Raw genomic sequence first — 15,152 nt, 5'->3', positions numbered from 1 at the left:
ACAAACCATCATCATGAACAAACTCAAGCTCAAACCGGTTGCTATTATTTCCATAGCTGTCATCGCAATAGCCGCGCTGGCTATTGCCTTCTTTTCTTCAAAACCAGAGGAAAAAGCCGAGGTGGCAGCGCCCAAACCCGCCCTTACGGTGACGGTCGCCCAGCCCGCGCAGGCAAGTCTGCCCATCAACCTCAGCGCCAACGGCAACGTCGTGGCCTGGCAGGAGGCCGTGATTGGCTCCGAGTCCAATGGCCTGCGACTGACGCAAGTGCTCGTGAATGTGGGCGACTCGGTCAAGGCGGGGCAGGTTCTGGCGCGGTTTTCAGGCGATAGCGTGCAGGCCGATGTAGCGCAGGCGCGCGCCAGTCTCGTCGAGGCGCAAGCCACCGCCGCAGACGCAGCTGGCAATGCCGCCCGCGCCCGCACACTGCAAAATTCCGGCGCGCTCAGCACGCAGCAGATCAACCAGTACAACACCACCGAGCAAACGGCCAAGGCGCGTGTGGCTGCGGCACAAGCCGTGCTGGACGCCCAGCAGCTGCGCGGCAACAACACCACCGTGCGCGCGCCAGACAGCGGGATTATTTCCGCGCGCAATGCAACCGTGGGCGCCGTGGTTGGCAGCGGCACCGAACTGTTTCGCCTGATCCGCGGCGGACGGCTCGAATGGCGCGCTGAAGTGACCAGCGACGAAATCAGCCGCGTCAAGCCGGGTGCTGCAGCGACGGTGACAGCCGCCAGCGGGGCACAGGTCAAAGGCACGGTACGCACAGTTGCCCCGACGGTCGATCCGCTGACCCGCAACGCACTGGTCTATGTGGACCTGCCACGCAACCCGGGCGTGAAGTCAGGCATGTTTGCCAAAGGAGAGTTTGAACTGGGCACCAGCGCCGCGCTGACCCTCCCGCAGCAGGCGCTGGTTTTACGCGACGGTTTCACCTATGCCATGCGCATCGATGCCAGCAACAAGGTCACGCAGGTCAAGCTGCAAACCGGTCGGCGCATCGGCGACGCGGTAGAGATTCTTCAAGGTGCGCAGGCTGGTGAACGCTACGTGGCCAGCGGTGCGGCGTTTCTGGCTGACGGTGACACAGTACAAGTGGCCGCCACTGCTGCTCTTCCTGCAAGTGCAGCCAGCGCACCCAGCACTGCCCCTTCTGCGCAAGCAGCTGCGAAATAAATGGCGATTTGCCGGAGTAAAGCATGAACGTTTCCGCCTGGTGCATTCGCAACCCCATCCCCGCCATCATGTTCTTTGTGATGCTGTGCTTTGCCGGCCTGCTGAGCTATCAGAGCATGAAGGTACAGAACTTTCCCGATCTGGATGTTCCCAACATCGTGATCTCAGCCAGCCTGCCCGGCGCGTCGCCAGCGCAACTGGAAACAGACGTCGCCCGCAAGCTGGAAAACGCCATCGCTTCGCTGCAGGGCCTTAAAAACATCTACACCAAGGTGCAGGATGGCGCAGTCACCATCACGGCCGAGTTCCGCCTTGAAAAAGCCACGCAGGAAGCCTTGGACGAAGTGCGCTCTGCAGTGCAGCAAGTGCGGGCCGATCTTCCTGCCGACGTGCGCGACCCAGTCGTCAACAAGATCAATCTCGCCTCGTCCCCGGTCCTTGCCTACACCATCCGCAGCAAAGCGATGGACGATGAAGCCATCTCCTGGTTTGTCGACGACACGCTGACCCGCCGTCTGCTGGCCGTGCCCGGCGTAGGCGCCGTCACCCGGGTGGGCGGCGTTAACCGCGAAGTACGTATTGCGCTGGACACCGCCAAAATGGCATCTCTTGGCGTGAGTGCTTCCACCATCTCGCGCCAGCTCAGTCAGGTGCAAATGGATACCGCCGGTGGCCGCACCGAGCTGGGTAGCAGCGAGCAGCCCGTGCGCACACTGGCCACCGTCAAATCCGCTGCCGAACTTGCTCGGCTGGAGCTGTCGGTCGGTGAAGGTCGCAAGATCCGCCTGGGTCAGGTTGCTGACGTGCAGGACACCATTGCCGAGCAACGCTCAACCGCCTTGCTCAATGGTGTACCAGTGGTCGGGTTTGAAGTGGCGCGTAGCAAAGGCGCCAGCGAGGTGGAAGCTGGACGCGGCGTGCGTGTGGCATTAAAGGCCTTGCAGGCCAGCAACCCCGACATCGAACTCACAGAAGCCTTTGACTTTGTGACCCCGGTGGAAGAAGAGTACAGCGCCTCGCTGACCCTGCTGATTGAGGGCGGCCTGCTGGCGGTGCTGGTGGTCTGGCTATTCCTGCGTGACTGGCGGGCAACCTTTGTGTCTGCAGTAGCTTTGCCGCTGTCGGTGATCCCCGCCTTTATTGGCATGCACTACCTGGGCTTTTCCATCAACATCGTGACGCTGCTGGCGCTGAGTCTGGTGATTGGTATTTTGGTGGACGACGCGATTGTGGAAGTGGAAAACATCGTGCGCCACCTGCGCATGGGTAAGGCACCCTATCAGGCGGCCATGGAAGCCGCCGATGAGATTGGCCTGGCGGTGATTGCCACCACCTTCACACTGATTGCGGTGTTTTTGCCAACCGCATTCATGAGCGGTATTGCCGGCAAATTTTTCAAACAGTTTGGCTGGACGGCTGCGCTGGCCGTGTTTGCCTCGCTGGTGGTGGCGCGGATGCTGACGCCCATGATGGCGGCCTACATTCTCAAGCCCATCGTCAACTATGTTGAAAAAGACGGCCCCGTGATGCGCTGGTACATGCGCACCAGCGACTGGTGCATCAAACACCGCTTGATCACCAGCCTTGCAGCGGGCGCGTTTTTTGTCGGCTCGATCATGCTGATTCCCTTGCTGCCAACGGGTTTCATTCCACCCGATGACAACTCCCAGACACAGGTCTATCTGGAGTTGCCACCCGGCACACGGCTGAACGAAACCAAGGCGGCCGCCGAGCTCGCACGCGGTTTGATTGCGGCTGTGCCAAACGTCAAAAGTATTTACACCACTATTGGCGGCGGTGCAGCTGGTTCAGACCCATTTGCGCCCGGCGGCGCTGCAGAAACACGCAAGGCCACCCTCACGATTCTGCTCACCGAGCGTGGTGAACGGCCACGCAAGCAAGGCATCGAGAACGACATCCGTGCGGCGCTCAAAAACCTGCCCGGCGTTCGCAGCAAAGTGGGCCTTGGCGGCTCCGGCGAAAAATACATCCTGGCCTTAACTGGAGAAGATCCCGTGGCCCTGGCGGGCGCCGCAGCGGCGCTTGAGAAAGACCTGCGCACCATTCCGGGCCTTGGTTCGGTGGCATCCAGCGCAGCACTGGTCCGGCCCGAAGTGACCGTGCGTCCGGACTTTGCGCGCATGGCGGATATGGGTGTCACGAGTGCTGCGATTGGCGAAACACTTCGCATCGCCACCGTGGGCGACTACAACGCAGCGCTGCCCAAACTCAACCTCTCACAGCGGCAAGTTCCCATCGTCGTTCGTCTAACGGACGATGCCAAGTCCGACCTGTCCAGCCTGGAGCGCTTGATGGTGCCGAGCACCAAGCCGGGTGTCGGACCGGTCATGCTGGGCCAAGTTGCGAAGGTGGAACTGGCTGGCGGACCAGCCGTGATTGACCGCTTCAACCGCTCGCGCAATGTGCAGTTTGAGGTAGAGCTTTCTGGGGCAGCGCTCGGTGATGTGACGGCGGCGGTTGAAAAGCTGCCGGCCATCGTGAACCTGCCCGCCGGGGTAAAACAGGTGGTGATCGGTGACGCCGAAGTGATGGGCGAGCTGTTTGCCAGCTTCGGCCTGGCGATGCTGACCGGCGTGCTGTGTATTTATATCGTGCTGGTGCTGCTGTTCAAAAACTTCCTGCACCCGGTGACCATTCTGGCGGCGCTGCCCCTGTCTTTGGGCGGCGCTTTTGTCGGTCTGCTGATTGCGGACAAAAGTTTTTCCATGCCGTCGCTGATCGGTCTGATCATGCTGATGGGTGTGGCGACCAAAAATTCGATCTTGCTGGTCGAATACGCGATCGAAGCCAGACGCGGCCGTGCGGCCACCGACAGCCAGCCCGAACAAGCACCGATGTCGCGCATGGAGGCCTTGCTGGATGCGTGCCACAAGCGGGCCAGGCCCATTGTCATGACCACCATTGCCATGGGCGCCGGCATGATGCCGATTGCACTGGGTTGGGGCTCTGCGGACAGCAGTTTCCGGGCACCCATGGCGGTGGCGGTCATCGGCGGGTTGATTACTTCCACCTTTTTGAGCCTGCTGGTTATCCCCGCAGTGTTTACCTATGTGGATGACCTGGGCCAGTGGTTTGGACGCATGACACGCAAGCTGCGCGGCAAGCCGGCCATCACACAGTCCGAGGTGCTTGGTCCGAACGAATCCGCGCCTTTGCTAGCAAAATAATAGCAAAGTATTCCCGTGAAATAAGGGCAAGTGGCAGATTTGCTCTGCAACGTCAGCCGAGGGGCTGCTTCCAGCCTCTCGGCCCCCGGCACTTAGCTCGTTCGGATTTTTTCCACCAGGGCGCTTGTCGAGTAACCGTCGACAAAAGGGATGGCAAGCGCGGTTCCGCCATAAGCCTGCACCACGGCGGTCTCGGCCAGCTTGTCCATGTCGTAGTCCCCACCCTTGACCAACACATCAGGCCTCAGCTCGGTGATGAGCTCCAGGGGCGTGTTGTCGTCAAACCAGGTGACCAGGCTGACTGACTCCAGCGCAGCGAGCAAAACGGCCCGGTCTTGTTCGTTGTTGAGCGGCCTGTCCGGGCCTTTGCCCAGCCTTCTGGCGGAGGCGTCTGTGTTCAGCGCTACAACCAGGCTGCCGCCCAGCGCACGCGCTTTGGCAAGGTAGGTCACATGCCCGCGGTGCAAGACGTCAAACACGCCGTTCGTAAAAACAACGGGCTTTTCCAGCGCGGCAACGGCCCGCGCTGCTGCGTCACGGGATACGATTTTCTGTGCGAAATACGGGGCTTGCGGTGATGAGGCGGCGCTGTTCATCGCGCCACTTTAACGGAAGGCGACAGCGACCATCTCAACGAGCAGGCCGCCATCAAGTTGCGCGCCAATCACCGCACGTTGCGGCCATGCGGCTTCGTCGTCGCCAATCCACTTTCGCCACGCCAGGTCCAGCTGCTTCTTGTATTGCAGATGGCTCAGGAAAATCTGCACGCTGAGCAGGTTGGTACGGGACGCGCCCACATGCGCCAGATGCTGATCCAGCATCTGCAGGGTCTGGGCAAGCTGACCGGCAAAGTCAGCTTGCGCATCAGTGGCGTTGGCCACTGCAAACACCTGTGCGCCGCGCGCAACCACCCGGCTTCGCCCACCCGAGGAGCTGGGCCAGCGGATGTCCGGCATCAGGTGCTGGTTGGGGCTGGCTTGGCAGCAATGGAAGCTGCGATTTCCTTGCCAAGCTCCTTGCGGTAGCGGTTGAGTTCCTGCACGCTCTTGAAGCTCTGGTTCATGAGCAAACTCATGTTGTGCAGAATGCGCTCGACAACCTTGCCTTCCCACACCGCATCAAAGTTGATCTGCTTGTCGAGCCAGTGCTCCAGCCACTCCGGATTGGGCAGGCGCGACTGAATGGTGTCGCGGGGAAACAGGTCTTTGTTCACATGCAGATTGGTGGGGTGCAGCGCCTGCGCGGTGCGGCGCGCGCTGGCCATGAGCACACCTACCTTGGTGAAAGCGGCTTTTGCATCATTGCCAAAGTTGTTGATGGCGCGCTTCATGTAGCGCAGGTACGCGCCGCCGTGACGAGCCTCGTCCTGGCTGAGCTGGGTGTAAATCTGTTTGATGACCGGCTCGGTATGCCACTCGCTCGCGCGGCGGTACCAGTGGTTCAGCCGTATCTCGCCGCAGAAATGCAGCATCAATGTCTCCAGCGCGGGCGCCGGCTCGAACTCGAAACGTACCTCGTGCAACTCTTTCTCCGTGGGAACCAGATCGGGCCGAAAGCGCTTGAGGTATTCCATGAGAACCAGCGAATGCTTCTGTTCTTCAAAAAACCAGATCGACATGAAGGCCGAAAAATCGCTGTCATCCCGGTTGTCGCGCAGAAACATTTCTGTAGCTGGCAGTGCCGACCATTCAGTGATGGCGTTCATCTTGATGGTCTGCGCCTGCTCGTCAGTCAACTTGGAGGCGTCGAAACTGGCCCATGGAATGTCTTTGTCCATGTCCCAGCGGACTGACTCAAGCTGCTTGAAAAGTTCTGGGTAAAGCATAGTGTTCCTTGCACGGCATATGCCGACTTAAATGCAACTCAATTTTAGAGGCTGAATATGACAAATTGTTCAAGGCCGTCTTTTGCGCCATTTTCATGGAGGTTAAAAGCTTTTCCGGCACGTTCTGTCCTTCGATATCTCTTTCTACCCGATTTTCCCCGGGCGGGGAAGCGGATGAAGCGCCACATATGGGCGCCAGGGTGTCTTGAATCCAAAGCTACGGGCTCCGCGTATTTTCTGAACAGATCCTTCCTCAATTTTTCGCGGGAAAAGCACCTCATGATCAGCCTGCTGTTCAAGCCCCTCTTAATGGCTACGCTCCTGACGCTCGCCCTGCCTCCTGCGTTGGCCCAGACAGGGGCGACCAACTCCGCCGTCGCCCCGGCCGCATCCGGCTGCACCCCCCTGCTACAGCACACCTTTTTGCGGCTGCAGGACGAAAAGCCCCAGTCGCTGTGCCAATACCAGGGCAAGGTCCTGGTGGTCGTCAACACGGCCAGCTTTTGCGGTTTCACCTCGCAATACGAAGGGCTGGAGGCTTTGTATGCCCGCTACAAAGACAAGGGTCTGGTTGTGTTGGGCTTTCCGTCCAATGACTTTTCACAGGAGACCGGCAGCAACAAGGAAATCGCCGACTTTTGCCAAAACACCTTCGGCGTGAAGTTTCCGATGTTCGCCAAGTCCGGCGTGACCGGCAAAACAGCCAATCCGCTGTTTCAGCAGCTCGCAGACCGCACCGGTAGCCGTCCGCGCTGGAACTTTCACAAGTATGTGGTGGCCCGGGACGGCCAGACAGTCAGGAGCTTCAACACCACTGTGGATCCCAAAGACCCCATGTTTTTGGCGGACATAGAAAAGAAACTGCTAGCCAAATAATTACTCTTCAGTAATAATGCGACCACTCGGTTTTTATTTCTTCAATTTCCAAGATCACCACTTTTTACTCAACCATGCGCTCCGTCTTCTTAACAAATCTTTACCAGCGCAATGAAGCGCGGGCGGGGAACTGTGGACGGCGCAATTCACTCGTATCCCTGCTGGTGAAAGGTTTCACACCTTTTTCCGGCAACCTTTTTTTGTTGCGAAGTCTTCGGGTCCCTTGTGGACCGGATGCAATCCCGGGGCGGTTCTCCTCCTCCTCCCTCCCTCCCTTGTTCGCGCCGGGGCGCTTCGCAGCATTTTTGTCTTCAGGCCGCTGAGATGGCCGCGTCCATCCCGCCATCTCACCGCCGGCCCAAAGTCGCCGTCGTCGGCTCCGGCATCTCCGGACTGGCGGTGGCGCATGCCCTGAAGGGCCGGGCTGACATCACGCTTTTTGAAGCGGGCAGCTACTTCGGCGGCCACACTCATACTGTCGATATCACCTTGCCCACAGCGCAAGGCCCCAGGACCCACGGCGTAGACACCGGCTTTCTGGTTTTCAATGAACGCACCTATCCACACCTGATCAAGCTCTTTGCAGAGCTGGACGTCAAGACGGTGCCGACCGACATGTCGTTTTCGGTCAAGGTTCCGCGTGCGCAGGGTGGCACGGCTCTGGAGTGGAGCGGATCCAGCCTCAACACCGTGTTTGCCCAGCGGCGCAACCTTCTGAACTGGAAATTTCTGCGCATGCTGCGCGATATCGTCCGTTTCAACCGCCTGGCCACCGCCATTGCCGAGAGCCAGACCGAGGCCAGCATGATGCAGCCGCTGGGCGAGTTTTTGAGCGCCAGCCGGTTTTCAGATGAGTTCCGCGACTGGTATTTTCTCCCCATGCTGGGCTGCATCTGGTCCTGCCCGACGGACCAGATGCTGCAGTTCCCCGTGGCCACGATGATCCGGTTTTGCCATAACCACGGACTCATTCAGGTTGCCAACCGGCCACGCTGGTGGACCGTGACGGGCGGCGCCAAACACTACGTTGACAAAATCATTGCCGGCATCACTGACAAACGACTGAACACACCGGTGCGCGCAATCGAGCGGGATGAAAACACAGCCGCTGGCGGCGTGCGGATCACTCTGGATACAGGGGTTGAGCGCTTTGACAAAGTGGTCCTGGCGACCCACTCGGACCAGTCGCTGGCCTTGCTGAACAATGCCAGCGATACCGAGCGCGCGGTACTGGGCGCCATCAGTTATCAGCCCAACCGGGCCGTACTGCACACCGATGCTTCTGTGCTTCCTGCCAACAAACTCGCCTGGGCTGCCTGGAACTATGAACGTGCGCAGGACGGCCGCCAGGAAGCCAATCAGGTTTGCCTGCACTACCTGCTCAACATGCTGCAGCCGCTGCCGTTTGGGCAACCCGTGATCGTATCGCTGAATCCGGTGCACCCCATCGCAGCGCAACACATCATCGGTGAGTTTGACTACGCACACCCTGTATTCGACGGGGCCGCGATTCGTGCGCAAAAAGATGTGGGCGGGCTGCAAGGCCAGCAAAACAGCTACTTCTGTGGCGCCTGGACAGGTTATGGCTTCCATGAAGACGGCCTCAAATCCGGCCTGCGCGTCGCGCAGCAGTTGCTGCAAGACTTTGCGGGAGCTAGCCGATGACCGCCGCAAATCCTGTCGCGCCGTCCCCACTTCTGGGTTTCGGTCAGGTGCGGCACACGCGGCTCAAGCCGGCGCGCAACGCCTTCAGCTACCCCACTTACTTCTTGATGCTGCCCCTGCGCAGCATGCGGCTGCACGGCAGCGGCATGCTGGCGCACAACCGTCGCAGCGCACTGAGTTTTTACGACTGCGACCATGGCGACGGCCGCGCCGACTGTGTGAGCTGGCTGGACGAGTTGTTGCTCCGTGAAGGCGTGGAGGATGCCAGCGGCGAAATCTGGCTGCACACCTACCCCCGCGTGCTGGGCTACACCTTCAAGCCGGTGAGCTTCTGGTATTGCCACAACACAGAAGGCGATCTGCGCGCCATCGTGGTTGAGGTCAACAACACCTTTGGCGAGCGCCATTGCTACCTGCTCGACCGGCCGCACTACGGCCAGGAGCTGAAAGCAGACAAGGTCTTTCATGTGTCTCCCTTTTGCACACTGGAAGGAAACTACCGCTTTCGCTTCATGCACATTGACAACGACGGCTTGAAGAAAACCGTGGCGCGGATTGACTATGACGACGCCACCGGTCCGCTGCTGGAAACCAGTGTCAGTGGCACGCTGGAAGCCGTTACCACCGCAAGCCTGCGCAAAGCTTTGTGGCGCCACCCGGCCATGACCTTCGGCGTTGTGGCACGCATTCACTGGCAAGCCTTCAAGTTGTGGCGCATGCGTGTGCCACTGATCAGCAAACCCAAAACCCCCGACACCTTTGTCACACGATGAACACAGCCACCAACTCCTCCGCCACTGCCGCTTCGCGTGTTTCATCGACCCTGGCGTCGCTTTCACTGCCAGGCGGCACGCCCGCAGCCGCGCGAACGGTTCTTCAGCTTCTCACGCGCCTCAAGCACGGCACCCTGCATGTGCAGTTGCCCGACGGTTCGATTCAGCACTTTGGTTCGGGCAAAGCACCAACGGCCAGCTTGCGGCTGCACAACTGGAATGTCTGCAGCGCATCACTGAAATCGGGTGACATCGGTTTCGCCGAAAGTTACATCGCCGGCGACTGGAGCACACACCACCTGAGTGATTTGCTAAGCGTGCTGATCGTCAATCGCAAGGAAGTCGAAGACGTTATCTACGGCACCTGGCTGGGCCGTTTTGCCTATCGCATCAAACACCTGCTTAACCGCAATACCAAAACAAACAGCAAGAAAAACATTCACGCCCACTACGACCTCGGCAATGCTTTTTATGAGCTGTGGCTGGACGGCACCATGAACTACTCGTCCGGCATCTTCGCCTCGCCCGAGACCTCGATGAAAGACGCCCAGCATGCCAAAGTGCGCCGCGCGCTCGAACAGGCAGGGGTCAAGGCCGGAGATCGGGTACTGGAGATCGGCTGCGGTTGGGGCGCACTGGCGGAAATGGCGGCAACGGAGTTTGACGCATCCATCGTCGGCGTGACGCTCAGCAGCGAACAACTGGCCTGGGCCAACGCGCGCATGGCCCGACTGAACGTGGCCGGGAAAGCTGATCTGCGTTTGCAGGACTACCGTGATATCGGCAAGGCGGGAAGCGATGAGACTTTTGACGCCATATGCTCCATTGAGATGGTCGAAGCCGTCGGCCGTGAGTACTGGCCCGAATATTTTCAGACGGTTGCCCGTTTGCTCAAGCCCGGGGGCCGCGCCTGCATTCAGAGCATCGTGATCGCCGACGATTTGTTTGAGCGTTATGTCTCGTCTACTGACTTCATTCAGCAATATATTTTTCCGGGGGGCTGCCTGCCAAGTCCCACGGAGTTTCGCGCCCAGGCGCGCGCCGCAGGGCTGGAAGTGATCGACGAGTTTTCGTTTGGCCAGGACTACGCCCGCACGCTTGTTTTGTGGCGCGAAGAGTTCATGGCACAAGAATCACGGGTGCTCCAACTCGGGTTTGATAAAAGGTTCATCCGCATATGGGAGTTCTATCTGGCCTACTGCGAAGCAGCGTTTGCCCAGGCCAATACCGACGTGGTGCAGTACACGCTGCGAAAAATATGACCGGCGGCCTGCTGCTCGCGCTGACGCTGGTCCTGGGCGTCGGTGCCGCCGCGCCAGCTGCAGCGCAAACAGCCTCCGAAGCCACGGCGGGCAGCCCCAAGCCACCCGAGTTGTTTGACGCCCTGCCGCAAGGCCGGCTGCTGGGCGGTGGGCGCCTGCGTGTATTTGGCTTTCAGATCTATGACGCACGACTGTGGGCAGGACCGGGATTTCGGGTGGAGAACTTCGCCAATCAGGCGCTGGCGCTGGAGCTGAGCTACCTGCGCGCTTTTGAAGGCCAGGCGATCGCCGAACGATCGATCACTGAAATGCGTCGCACCGCCCCGGTCAGCGACGACCTCGCAGCCCAGTGGCTGGCCGCGTTGCGCGGGGTGCTGCCCGATGTCAAAAAAGGTGATCGCATCATGGGTGTCCACCGACCCGGGGTGGGTGCGTCCTTCTGGATGAATGGCAAACCAATGGGCGATATCCGCGACGCGGAGTTTGCGAAACGCTTCTTCGGCATCTGGCTGGCGCCCGGCACCTCTGAGCCCGGCCTTCGCAACGCGCTGGTGACCGGAGCGGGTACGTGAGCTCTGCCACCGCCACGGGCGCCTTTGGCACCCGCAATGGTCTGGCCTACGGCATGCTGGGCCTGCCGCTGGCTTTTGTGGCACTGCCACTGTATGTGATTTTGCCGAACCACTACGCCCGTGAATTTGGTGTGCCGCTGGCCACGCTGGGGGCGGTGTTGCTGGGCGCGCGCCTGTTTGATGCCCTGATCGATCCCCTGCTGGGACGCCTGAGCGATCGCCTGTTTGCACGCTCGGCCAAGGCGGTGCTGGGCTTGGGCGCCATCGCCGCGCTGGTTCTGGCGCTGGGGTTTGCGCTGCTGTTTTTTCCGCTGGTGAGCGCACCGTCGGCGCTGGTGGTCTGGGCCAGCCTGATGTTGATGCTGACCTATGCCGGTTACAGCGCGCTCAGCGTTTCGCACCAGTCCTGGGGCGCAATGCTGGGCGGGGACGAGCGTCAGCGCAGCCGCATCGTGGCCTGGCGCGAGGGGCTCGGTCTGGTCGGCGTGGTGCTTGCGTCGATCACACCTGTCGTCTTCGGCCTGCCGGCCAGCACCGCACTGTTTTTTGTGGCCCTGGCAGTCGGCTGGCTGGCATGGGCGCACGCCGTCCGGCCGCTAGCCCGTCCGGTGGCCGTCGGCCGTCAGGTGGCAACGTCGATCTGGATGCCGTTTCGCCAGCAGGGCTTTCGCCGTCTGCTGGTGGTCTTCCTGCTCAACGGTACGGCGAGCGCGGTGCCGGCGACGCTGGTGCTGTTTTTCATCCAGGACCGCCTGCAGGCGCCGTCCAGCCAGGAGCCGCTGTTTCTGGGCAGCTATTTTGTGAGCGCGGCACTGTCGATTCCGCTATGGCTGGCGCTGGTCAAACGTATCGGGCTCGCGCCCACCTGGCTGCTGGGCATGCTGCTCGCGATTGCCACATTTGGCTGGGCCACGCAAATAGCAGCCGGGGACACGGCGGGTTTTGTGATCGTGTGCGCGCTGTCCGGCATTGCATTGGGCACTGACCTCGCGCTACCCGGCGCCCTGCTGGCCGGCGTGATCCAGGCGAACGGGCAATCAGGCCAATCGGAAGGCGCGTACTTTGGCTGGTGGAACTTTGCCATCAAGCTCAACCTGGCATTGGCAGCCGGGTTGGCGTTGCCGCTGCTCGGTGTTTTTGGTTACGCGCCCGGGGCCCGGGATGCCCAAGCGCTGAACGCCTTGCTGGTGGCTTATTGCGTGTTGCCCTGTCTGCTCAAGCTCGCAGCCGCAGCCTGTCTTTATTTTTTTGTCATCAAACATCCTCAAGGCCTTACCCCATGAATCAAACAAGTTTTGGCTGGCGTCAAGCCGCAGCTGCCCTTATTGCATCCTTGACGCTGCTTATTGCCGGCTGTGCTGGCCCTCAAATCAACGACTACGCCGCAGAAAAGCCAGTGCTCGATCTGCGCCAGTATTTCAATGGCACGGTGGATGCCTATGGCGTCTTCACCGACAGATCCGGCAAGGTGGTCAAGCGTTTCACGGTGGTCATGACCTGCAGCTGGCAAGGCAAGCCCGGCGAAGAAGTTGGCGTGCTGGACGAAGTCTTCACCTACTCCGATGGGACCAAAGACAGGCGCGTCTGGACCCTCAAGCGCGGTCCTGGTGGCAGCTACGTGGGCACGGCTGCTGACGTGGTGGGCGAAGCCAAGGGGCAGGAGAGTGGCAATGCATTCCGCTGGGGCTACACGCTGCAACTGCCGGTGGACGGAAAGATTGTCGAAGTGCAGTTTGACGACTGGATGTACCTGATAGACGACAGGGTGATGCTGAACAAGGCAGAGATGAGCAAGTTCGGCATCAAGCTCGGTGAAGTTACCTTGTCTTTTGTGAAGCGCTGACACGCTCCACAGGCCGCAACTTCAAGCAAAAACAGCACTTTGCCCTTTATCCACGGGCGCAGTTAGCTATCATTTTTATAACAAGCTCCTGTATGTCTTACAACCCTCCCATGAACGACTGGCACGGCAAAACCGTGTGGCTGGTTGGCGCATCCAGCGGCATTGGTCTGGCCACGGCCCACCTGCTGCACACGCGCGGCGCCCGGGTCGTGGTCTCGGCCCGAAACGCCCAGGCACTGAAGGAGTTTGCAGACACCCATGCCGGCGCGGTGGTGGTGCCACTGGATGCGACCGACCCCGCCGCCGTCCAGCTGGCTGCGCAAGAGGTGCTGGGCAGTGGCTCGCTGGACGTGCTGATGTACTGCGCGGGCTACTACAAGGAACAACGCGCCACTGCATTTGATCTTGATGAAATGCTCAGGCATCAGCAGGTGAACTACACGGGTGCGCTCTACTTGCTGGACGCGGTGCTACCTGCCATGATCCAACGCGGCAGCGGCCACATCAGCCTGATCAGCAGCGTCGCCGGCTATCGGGGCTTGCCGAAAAGCCTGGCTTACGGGCCCACCAAGGCGGCGTTGATTAATCTGGCCGAAACCATGTACGTGGACCTGCAGGCGAGCGGCGTGGGGGTCAGTTTGATCAACCCGGGTTTTGTTGAAACACCGCTCACAGCGCAGAATCAGTTTGATATGCCCGCCCTGATCACCCCCGCAAAGGCCGCTTCAGAAATTCTCGCCGGTTGGGCAAAGGGCGAGTTTGAAATTCACTTTCCCAAACGTTTCACGCGCTGGATGAAAACGCTGCGCCTCTTGCCCTACGCGCTGTATTTCCCCGCCGTCAAAAAATTCACCGGGCTGTAAAACACGCATGAATTCCGTCATCGACAAGCTGGTGCCTTTTTTTGAAGGCATGCGTCCTGAAAGTATTGCCCGCCTGGGCGAGTTTTACGCGCCCGATCTTTACTTCAAGGACCCTTTTAATGAGGTGCGTGGCGTGGTTCCTTTGCAGCGCATCTTTAGCCACATGTACGAAACGCTGGACCAGCCCCGCTTCGTGGTCACCGGGCGGGTGGAAGAAGGAAACCAGTGCTTCCTCACCTGGGACTTTGAATTTCGTTTCAAAAACAGCGGCAAGGCGCCTTTGCAAACGATTCGCGGCTGCTCGCATCTCAAGATCAATGACGCCGGCTTGATCGACTTCCACCGCGATTACTGGGATGCAGCTGAAGAGCTGTACGAAAAGCTGCCAATAATTGGCAGCTTGATGCGCTGGCTTCGCAGAAAAATCAGCGCGGAGACCTGAGAGGTCTCAGGCTGGCCGGGTATCCATGAAGCTGGGGCGCTGGCTCAGCTTTTCAAAAAGCCGTGCCAGGTTGGGATGGTCGGCCCGCCAGTCAATCTGGGGGAAGCGGAAATCCAGATAGCCCAGCGCACAACCGACGGCGATGTCGGACAGGCTCAGGTGGATGCCGCTGCAAAAAGGTTTTTCGGCCAGCCCGGTGCTCATGGCCGCTATGGTTCCGTTGATCTTGTCCAGCTGACGGTCAATCCAGACCTGACTGCGCTGTTTGTCGGTGCGCCCGGTCCAGGTGGCTTCAAGACGGGCCAGGATGGCCGCGTCGAGCAAACCATCAGCCAGTGCTTCCCAGGTTTTCACCTCAGCCCGCTCGCGACCCTGCACCGGGATCAGTTTGCCCACAGGGGATAACGTGTCCAGGTACTCAACAATCACGCGCGAGTCAAAAACCGCCTCTTCAGAGCCATTTGAGCCTTCCATCACCAGGCAGGGCACTTTGCCGAGCGGGTTGGACTCGCCTATGGTGGTACCGGCCGCCCAGACATCTTCCAGTACGAACTGATAGTCGAGCTTTTTTTCCGCCATCACAACGCGCACTTTGCGTACAAAAGGGCTGGCGCTGGATCCAATGAGTTTCATAGATGAGTTTTTTGTCGTGAGCCGAAGTCC

The 15,152-nt window shown here is 59.9% G+C and carries 15 protein-coding genes; 11 read left to right on the top strand and 4 right to left on the bottom strand.

The genetic code is table 11. The annotated features are described in order from the left end of the window. Positions 1-13: 13 nt before the first annotated feature. Entirely contained in the window at positions 14-1,180 is a 1,167-nt protein-coding gene (locus VE934_RS08380) for an efflux RND transporter periplasmic adaptor subunit (protein ID WP_324886296.1), read from the top strand. Between the two features lie 23 nt (positions 1,181-1,203). Beyond that, positions 1,204-4,368, top strand: a complete 3,165-nt coding sequence (locus VE934_RS08375) for an efflux RND transporter permease subunit (protein ID WP_324886294.1) — start codon at positions 1,204-1,206, stop codon at positions 4,366-4,368. A gap of 92 nt (positions 4,369-4,460) precedes the next feature. On the opposite strand, the gene rfaE2 is transcribed toward VE934_RS08375, so the two are convergent. Genes rfaE2 through VE934_RS08360 form a run of 3 tightly spaced genes read right to left on the bottom strand, consistent with a single transcriptional unit; the run spans position 4,461 to position 6,193 of the window. Continuing rightward, positions 4,461-4,964, bottom strand: a complete 504-nt coding sequence (rfaE2, locus tag VE934_RS08370; protein ID WP_324886292.1) for a D-glycero-beta-D-manno-heptose 1-phosphate adenylyltransferase — start codon at positions 4,962-4,964, stop codon at positions 4,461-4,463. Positions 4,965-4,973: 9 nt separating this feature from the next. Then, complete coding sequence (locus tag VE934_RS08365) at positions 4,974-5,324, bottom strand: Rid family hydrolase (RefSeq protein ID WP_324886290.1); 351 nt, start codon at positions 5,322-5,324, stop codon at positions 4,974-4,976. Next, positions 5,324-6,193: a ferritin-like domain-containing protein gene (locus tag VE934_RS08360; protein WP_324886288.1), complete on the bottom strand. Its 870-nt coding sequence runs from the start codon at positions 6,191-6,193 to the stop codon at positions 5,324-5,326. Before VE934_RS08360 ends, VE934_RS08365 begins: the two co-directional genes overlap by 1 nt. A gap of 279 nt (positions 6,194-6,472) precedes the next feature. Here VE934_RS08360 and VE934_RS08355 point away from each other — a divergent pair, with 279 nt between their 5' ends. The 9 genes from VE934_RS08355 to VE934_RS08315 all read left to right on the top strand — a co-directional run bounded on the left by VE934_RS08355 (position 6,473) and on the right by VE934_RS08315 (position 14,489). After that, a complete protein-coding gene (locus VE934_RS08355) occupies positions 6,473-7,069 on the top strand; it encodes a glutathione peroxidase (protein WP_414693828.1) in 597 nt (198 codons plus the stop codon). A 324-nt stretch (positions 7,070-7,393) separates the two neighbouring features. Continuing rightward, the gene (locus VE934_RS08350) at positions 7,394-8,734 is read left to right on the top strand and encodes an NAD(P)/FAD-dependent oxidoreductase (RefSeq protein ID WP_324886286.1); all 1,341 of its coding nucleotides are present in this window, start codon (positions 7,394-7,396) and stop codon (positions 8,732-8,734) included. Then, positions 8,731-9,507, top strand: coding sequence for a DUF1365 domain-containing protein (locus VE934_RS08345; RefSeq protein WP_324886284.1), 777 nt, complete (start codon positions 8,731-8,733; stop codon positions 9,505-9,507). The genes VE934_RS08350 and VE934_RS08345 overlap by 4 nt, the downstream gene beginning before the upstream one ends. Beyond that, entirely contained in the window at positions 9,504-10,769 is a 1,266-nt protein-coding gene (locus tag VE934_RS08340; RefSeq protein WP_324886282.1) for a cyclopropane-fatty-acyl-phospholipid synthase family protein, read from the top strand. The genes VE934_RS08345 and VE934_RS08340 overlap by 4 nt, the downstream gene beginning before the upstream one ends. After that, complete coding sequence (locus tag VE934_RS08335) at positions 10,766-11,341, top strand: chalcone isomerase family protein (protein ID WP_324886280.1); 576 nt, start codon at positions 10,766-10,768, stop codon at positions 11,339-11,341. Before VE934_RS08340 ends, VE934_RS08335 begins: the two co-directional genes overlap by 4 nt. Positions 11,342-11,394: 53 nt before the next feature. After that, entirely contained in the window at positions 11,395-12,624 is a 1,230-nt protein-coding gene (locus VE934_RS08330) for an MFS transporter (protein WP_324886427.1), read from the top strand. Beyond that, positions 12,621-13,184 carry a DUF3833 domain-containing protein gene (locus VE934_RS08325; protein ID WP_324886278.1) on the top strand — a complete coding sequence of 188 codons (564 nt, stop codon included), beginning with the start codon at positions 12,621-12,623 and terminating at the stop codon, positions 13,182-13,184. The genes VE934_RS08330 and VE934_RS08325 overlap by 4 nt, the downstream gene beginning before the upstream one ends. Before the next feature lie 92 nt (positions 13,185-13,276). After that, complete coding sequence (locus VE934_RS08320) at positions 13,277-14,047, top strand: SDR family NAD(P)-dependent oxidoreductase (protein WP_324886276.1); 771 nt, start codon at positions 13,277-13,279, stop codon at positions 14,045-14,047. Between the two features lie 7 nt (positions 14,048-14,054). Continuing rightward, entirely contained in the window at positions 14,055-14,489 is a 435-nt protein-coding gene (locus VE934_RS08315) for a nuclear transport factor 2 family protein (RefSeq protein WP_324886274.1), read from the top strand. 6 nt (positions 14,490-14,495) lie between these two features. Here the strand turns inward: VE934_RS08315 and VE934_RS08310 are convergent, their stop codons facing one another. Beyond that, positions 14,496-15,122, bottom strand: coding sequence for a glutathione S-transferase C-terminal domain-containing protein (locus tag VE934_RS08310; protein ID WP_324886272.1), 627 nt, complete (start codon positions 15,120-15,122; stop codon positions 14,496-14,498). Between the last annotated feature and the right edge of the window lie 30 nt (positions 15,123-15,152).

This window comes from Polaromonas sp., from assembly GCF_035638815.1.
Classification (GTDB): Bacteria; Pseudomonadota; Gammaproteobacteria; order Burkholderiales; family Burkholderiaceae_C; genus Polaromonas.
This window is presented reverse-complemented; position numbering and strand designations above follow the sequence as displayed.

Excerpts from the sequence above, each read along its gene's own strand:
- VE934_RS08335 (WP_324886280.1), top strand. The coding sequence starts at position 10,766 with ATGACCGGCGGCCTGCTGCTCGCGCTGACGCTGGTCCTGGGCGTCGGT.
- VE934_RS08345 (WP_324886284.1), top strand. The coding sequence starts at position 8,731 with ATGACCGCCGCAAATCCTGTCGCGCCGTCCCCACTTCTGGGTTTCGGT.
- VE934_RS08355 (WP_414693828.1), top strand. The coding sequence starts at position 6,473 with ATGATCAGCCTGCTGTTCAAGCCCCTCTTAATGGCTACGCTCCTGACG.
- rfaE2 (WP_324886292.1), bottom strand. The coding sequence starts at position 4,964 with ATGAACAGCGCCGCCTCATCACCGCAAGCCCCGTATTTCGCACAGAAA.
- VE934_RS08375 (WP_324886294.1), top strand. The coding sequence starts at position 1,204 with ATGAACGTTTCCGCCTGGTGCATTCGCAACCCCATCCCCGCCATCATG.
- VE934_RS08360 (WP_324886288.1), bottom strand. The coding sequence starts at position 6,193 with ATGCTTTACCCAGAACTTTTCAAGCAGCTTGAGTCAGTCCGCTGGGAC.
- VE934_RS08340 (WP_324886282.1), top strand. The coding sequence starts at position 9,504 with ATGAACACAGCCACCAACTCCTCCGCCACTGCCGCTTCGCGTGTTTCA.
- VE934_RS08380 (WP_324886296.1), top strand. The coding sequence starts at position 14 with ATGAACAAACTCAAGCTCAAACCGGTTGCTATTATTTCCATAGCTGTC.
- VE934_RS08350 (WP_324886286.1), top strand. The coding sequence starts at position 7,394 with ATGGCCGCGTCCATCCCGCCATCTCACCGCCGGCCCAAAGTCGCCGTC.
- VE934_RS08310 (WP_324886272.1), bottom strand. The coding sequence starts at position 15,122 with ATGAAACTCATTGGATCCAGCGCCAGCCCTTTTGTACGCAAAGTGCGC.
- VE934_RS08330 (WP_324886427.1), top strand. The coding sequence starts at position 11,395 with ATGCTGGGCCTGCCGCTGGCTTTTGTGGCACTGCCACTGTATGTGATT.
- VE934_RS08320 (WP_324886276.1), top strand. The coding sequence starts at position 13,277 with ATGTCTTACAACCCTCCCATGAACGACTGGCACGGCAAAACCGTGTGG.
- VE934_RS08315 (WP_324886274.1), top strand. The coding sequence starts at position 14,055 with ATGAATTCCGTCATCGACAAGCTGGTGCCTTTTTTTGAAGGCATGCGT.
- VE934_RS08325 (WP_324886278.1), top strand. The coding sequence starts at position 12,621 with ATGAATCAAACAAGTTTTGGCTGGCGTCAAGCCGCAGCTGCCCTTATT.
- VE934_RS08365 (WP_324886290.1), bottom strand. The coding sequence starts at position 5,324 with ATGCCGGACATCCGCTGGCCCAGCTCCTCGGGTGGGCGAAGCCGGGTG.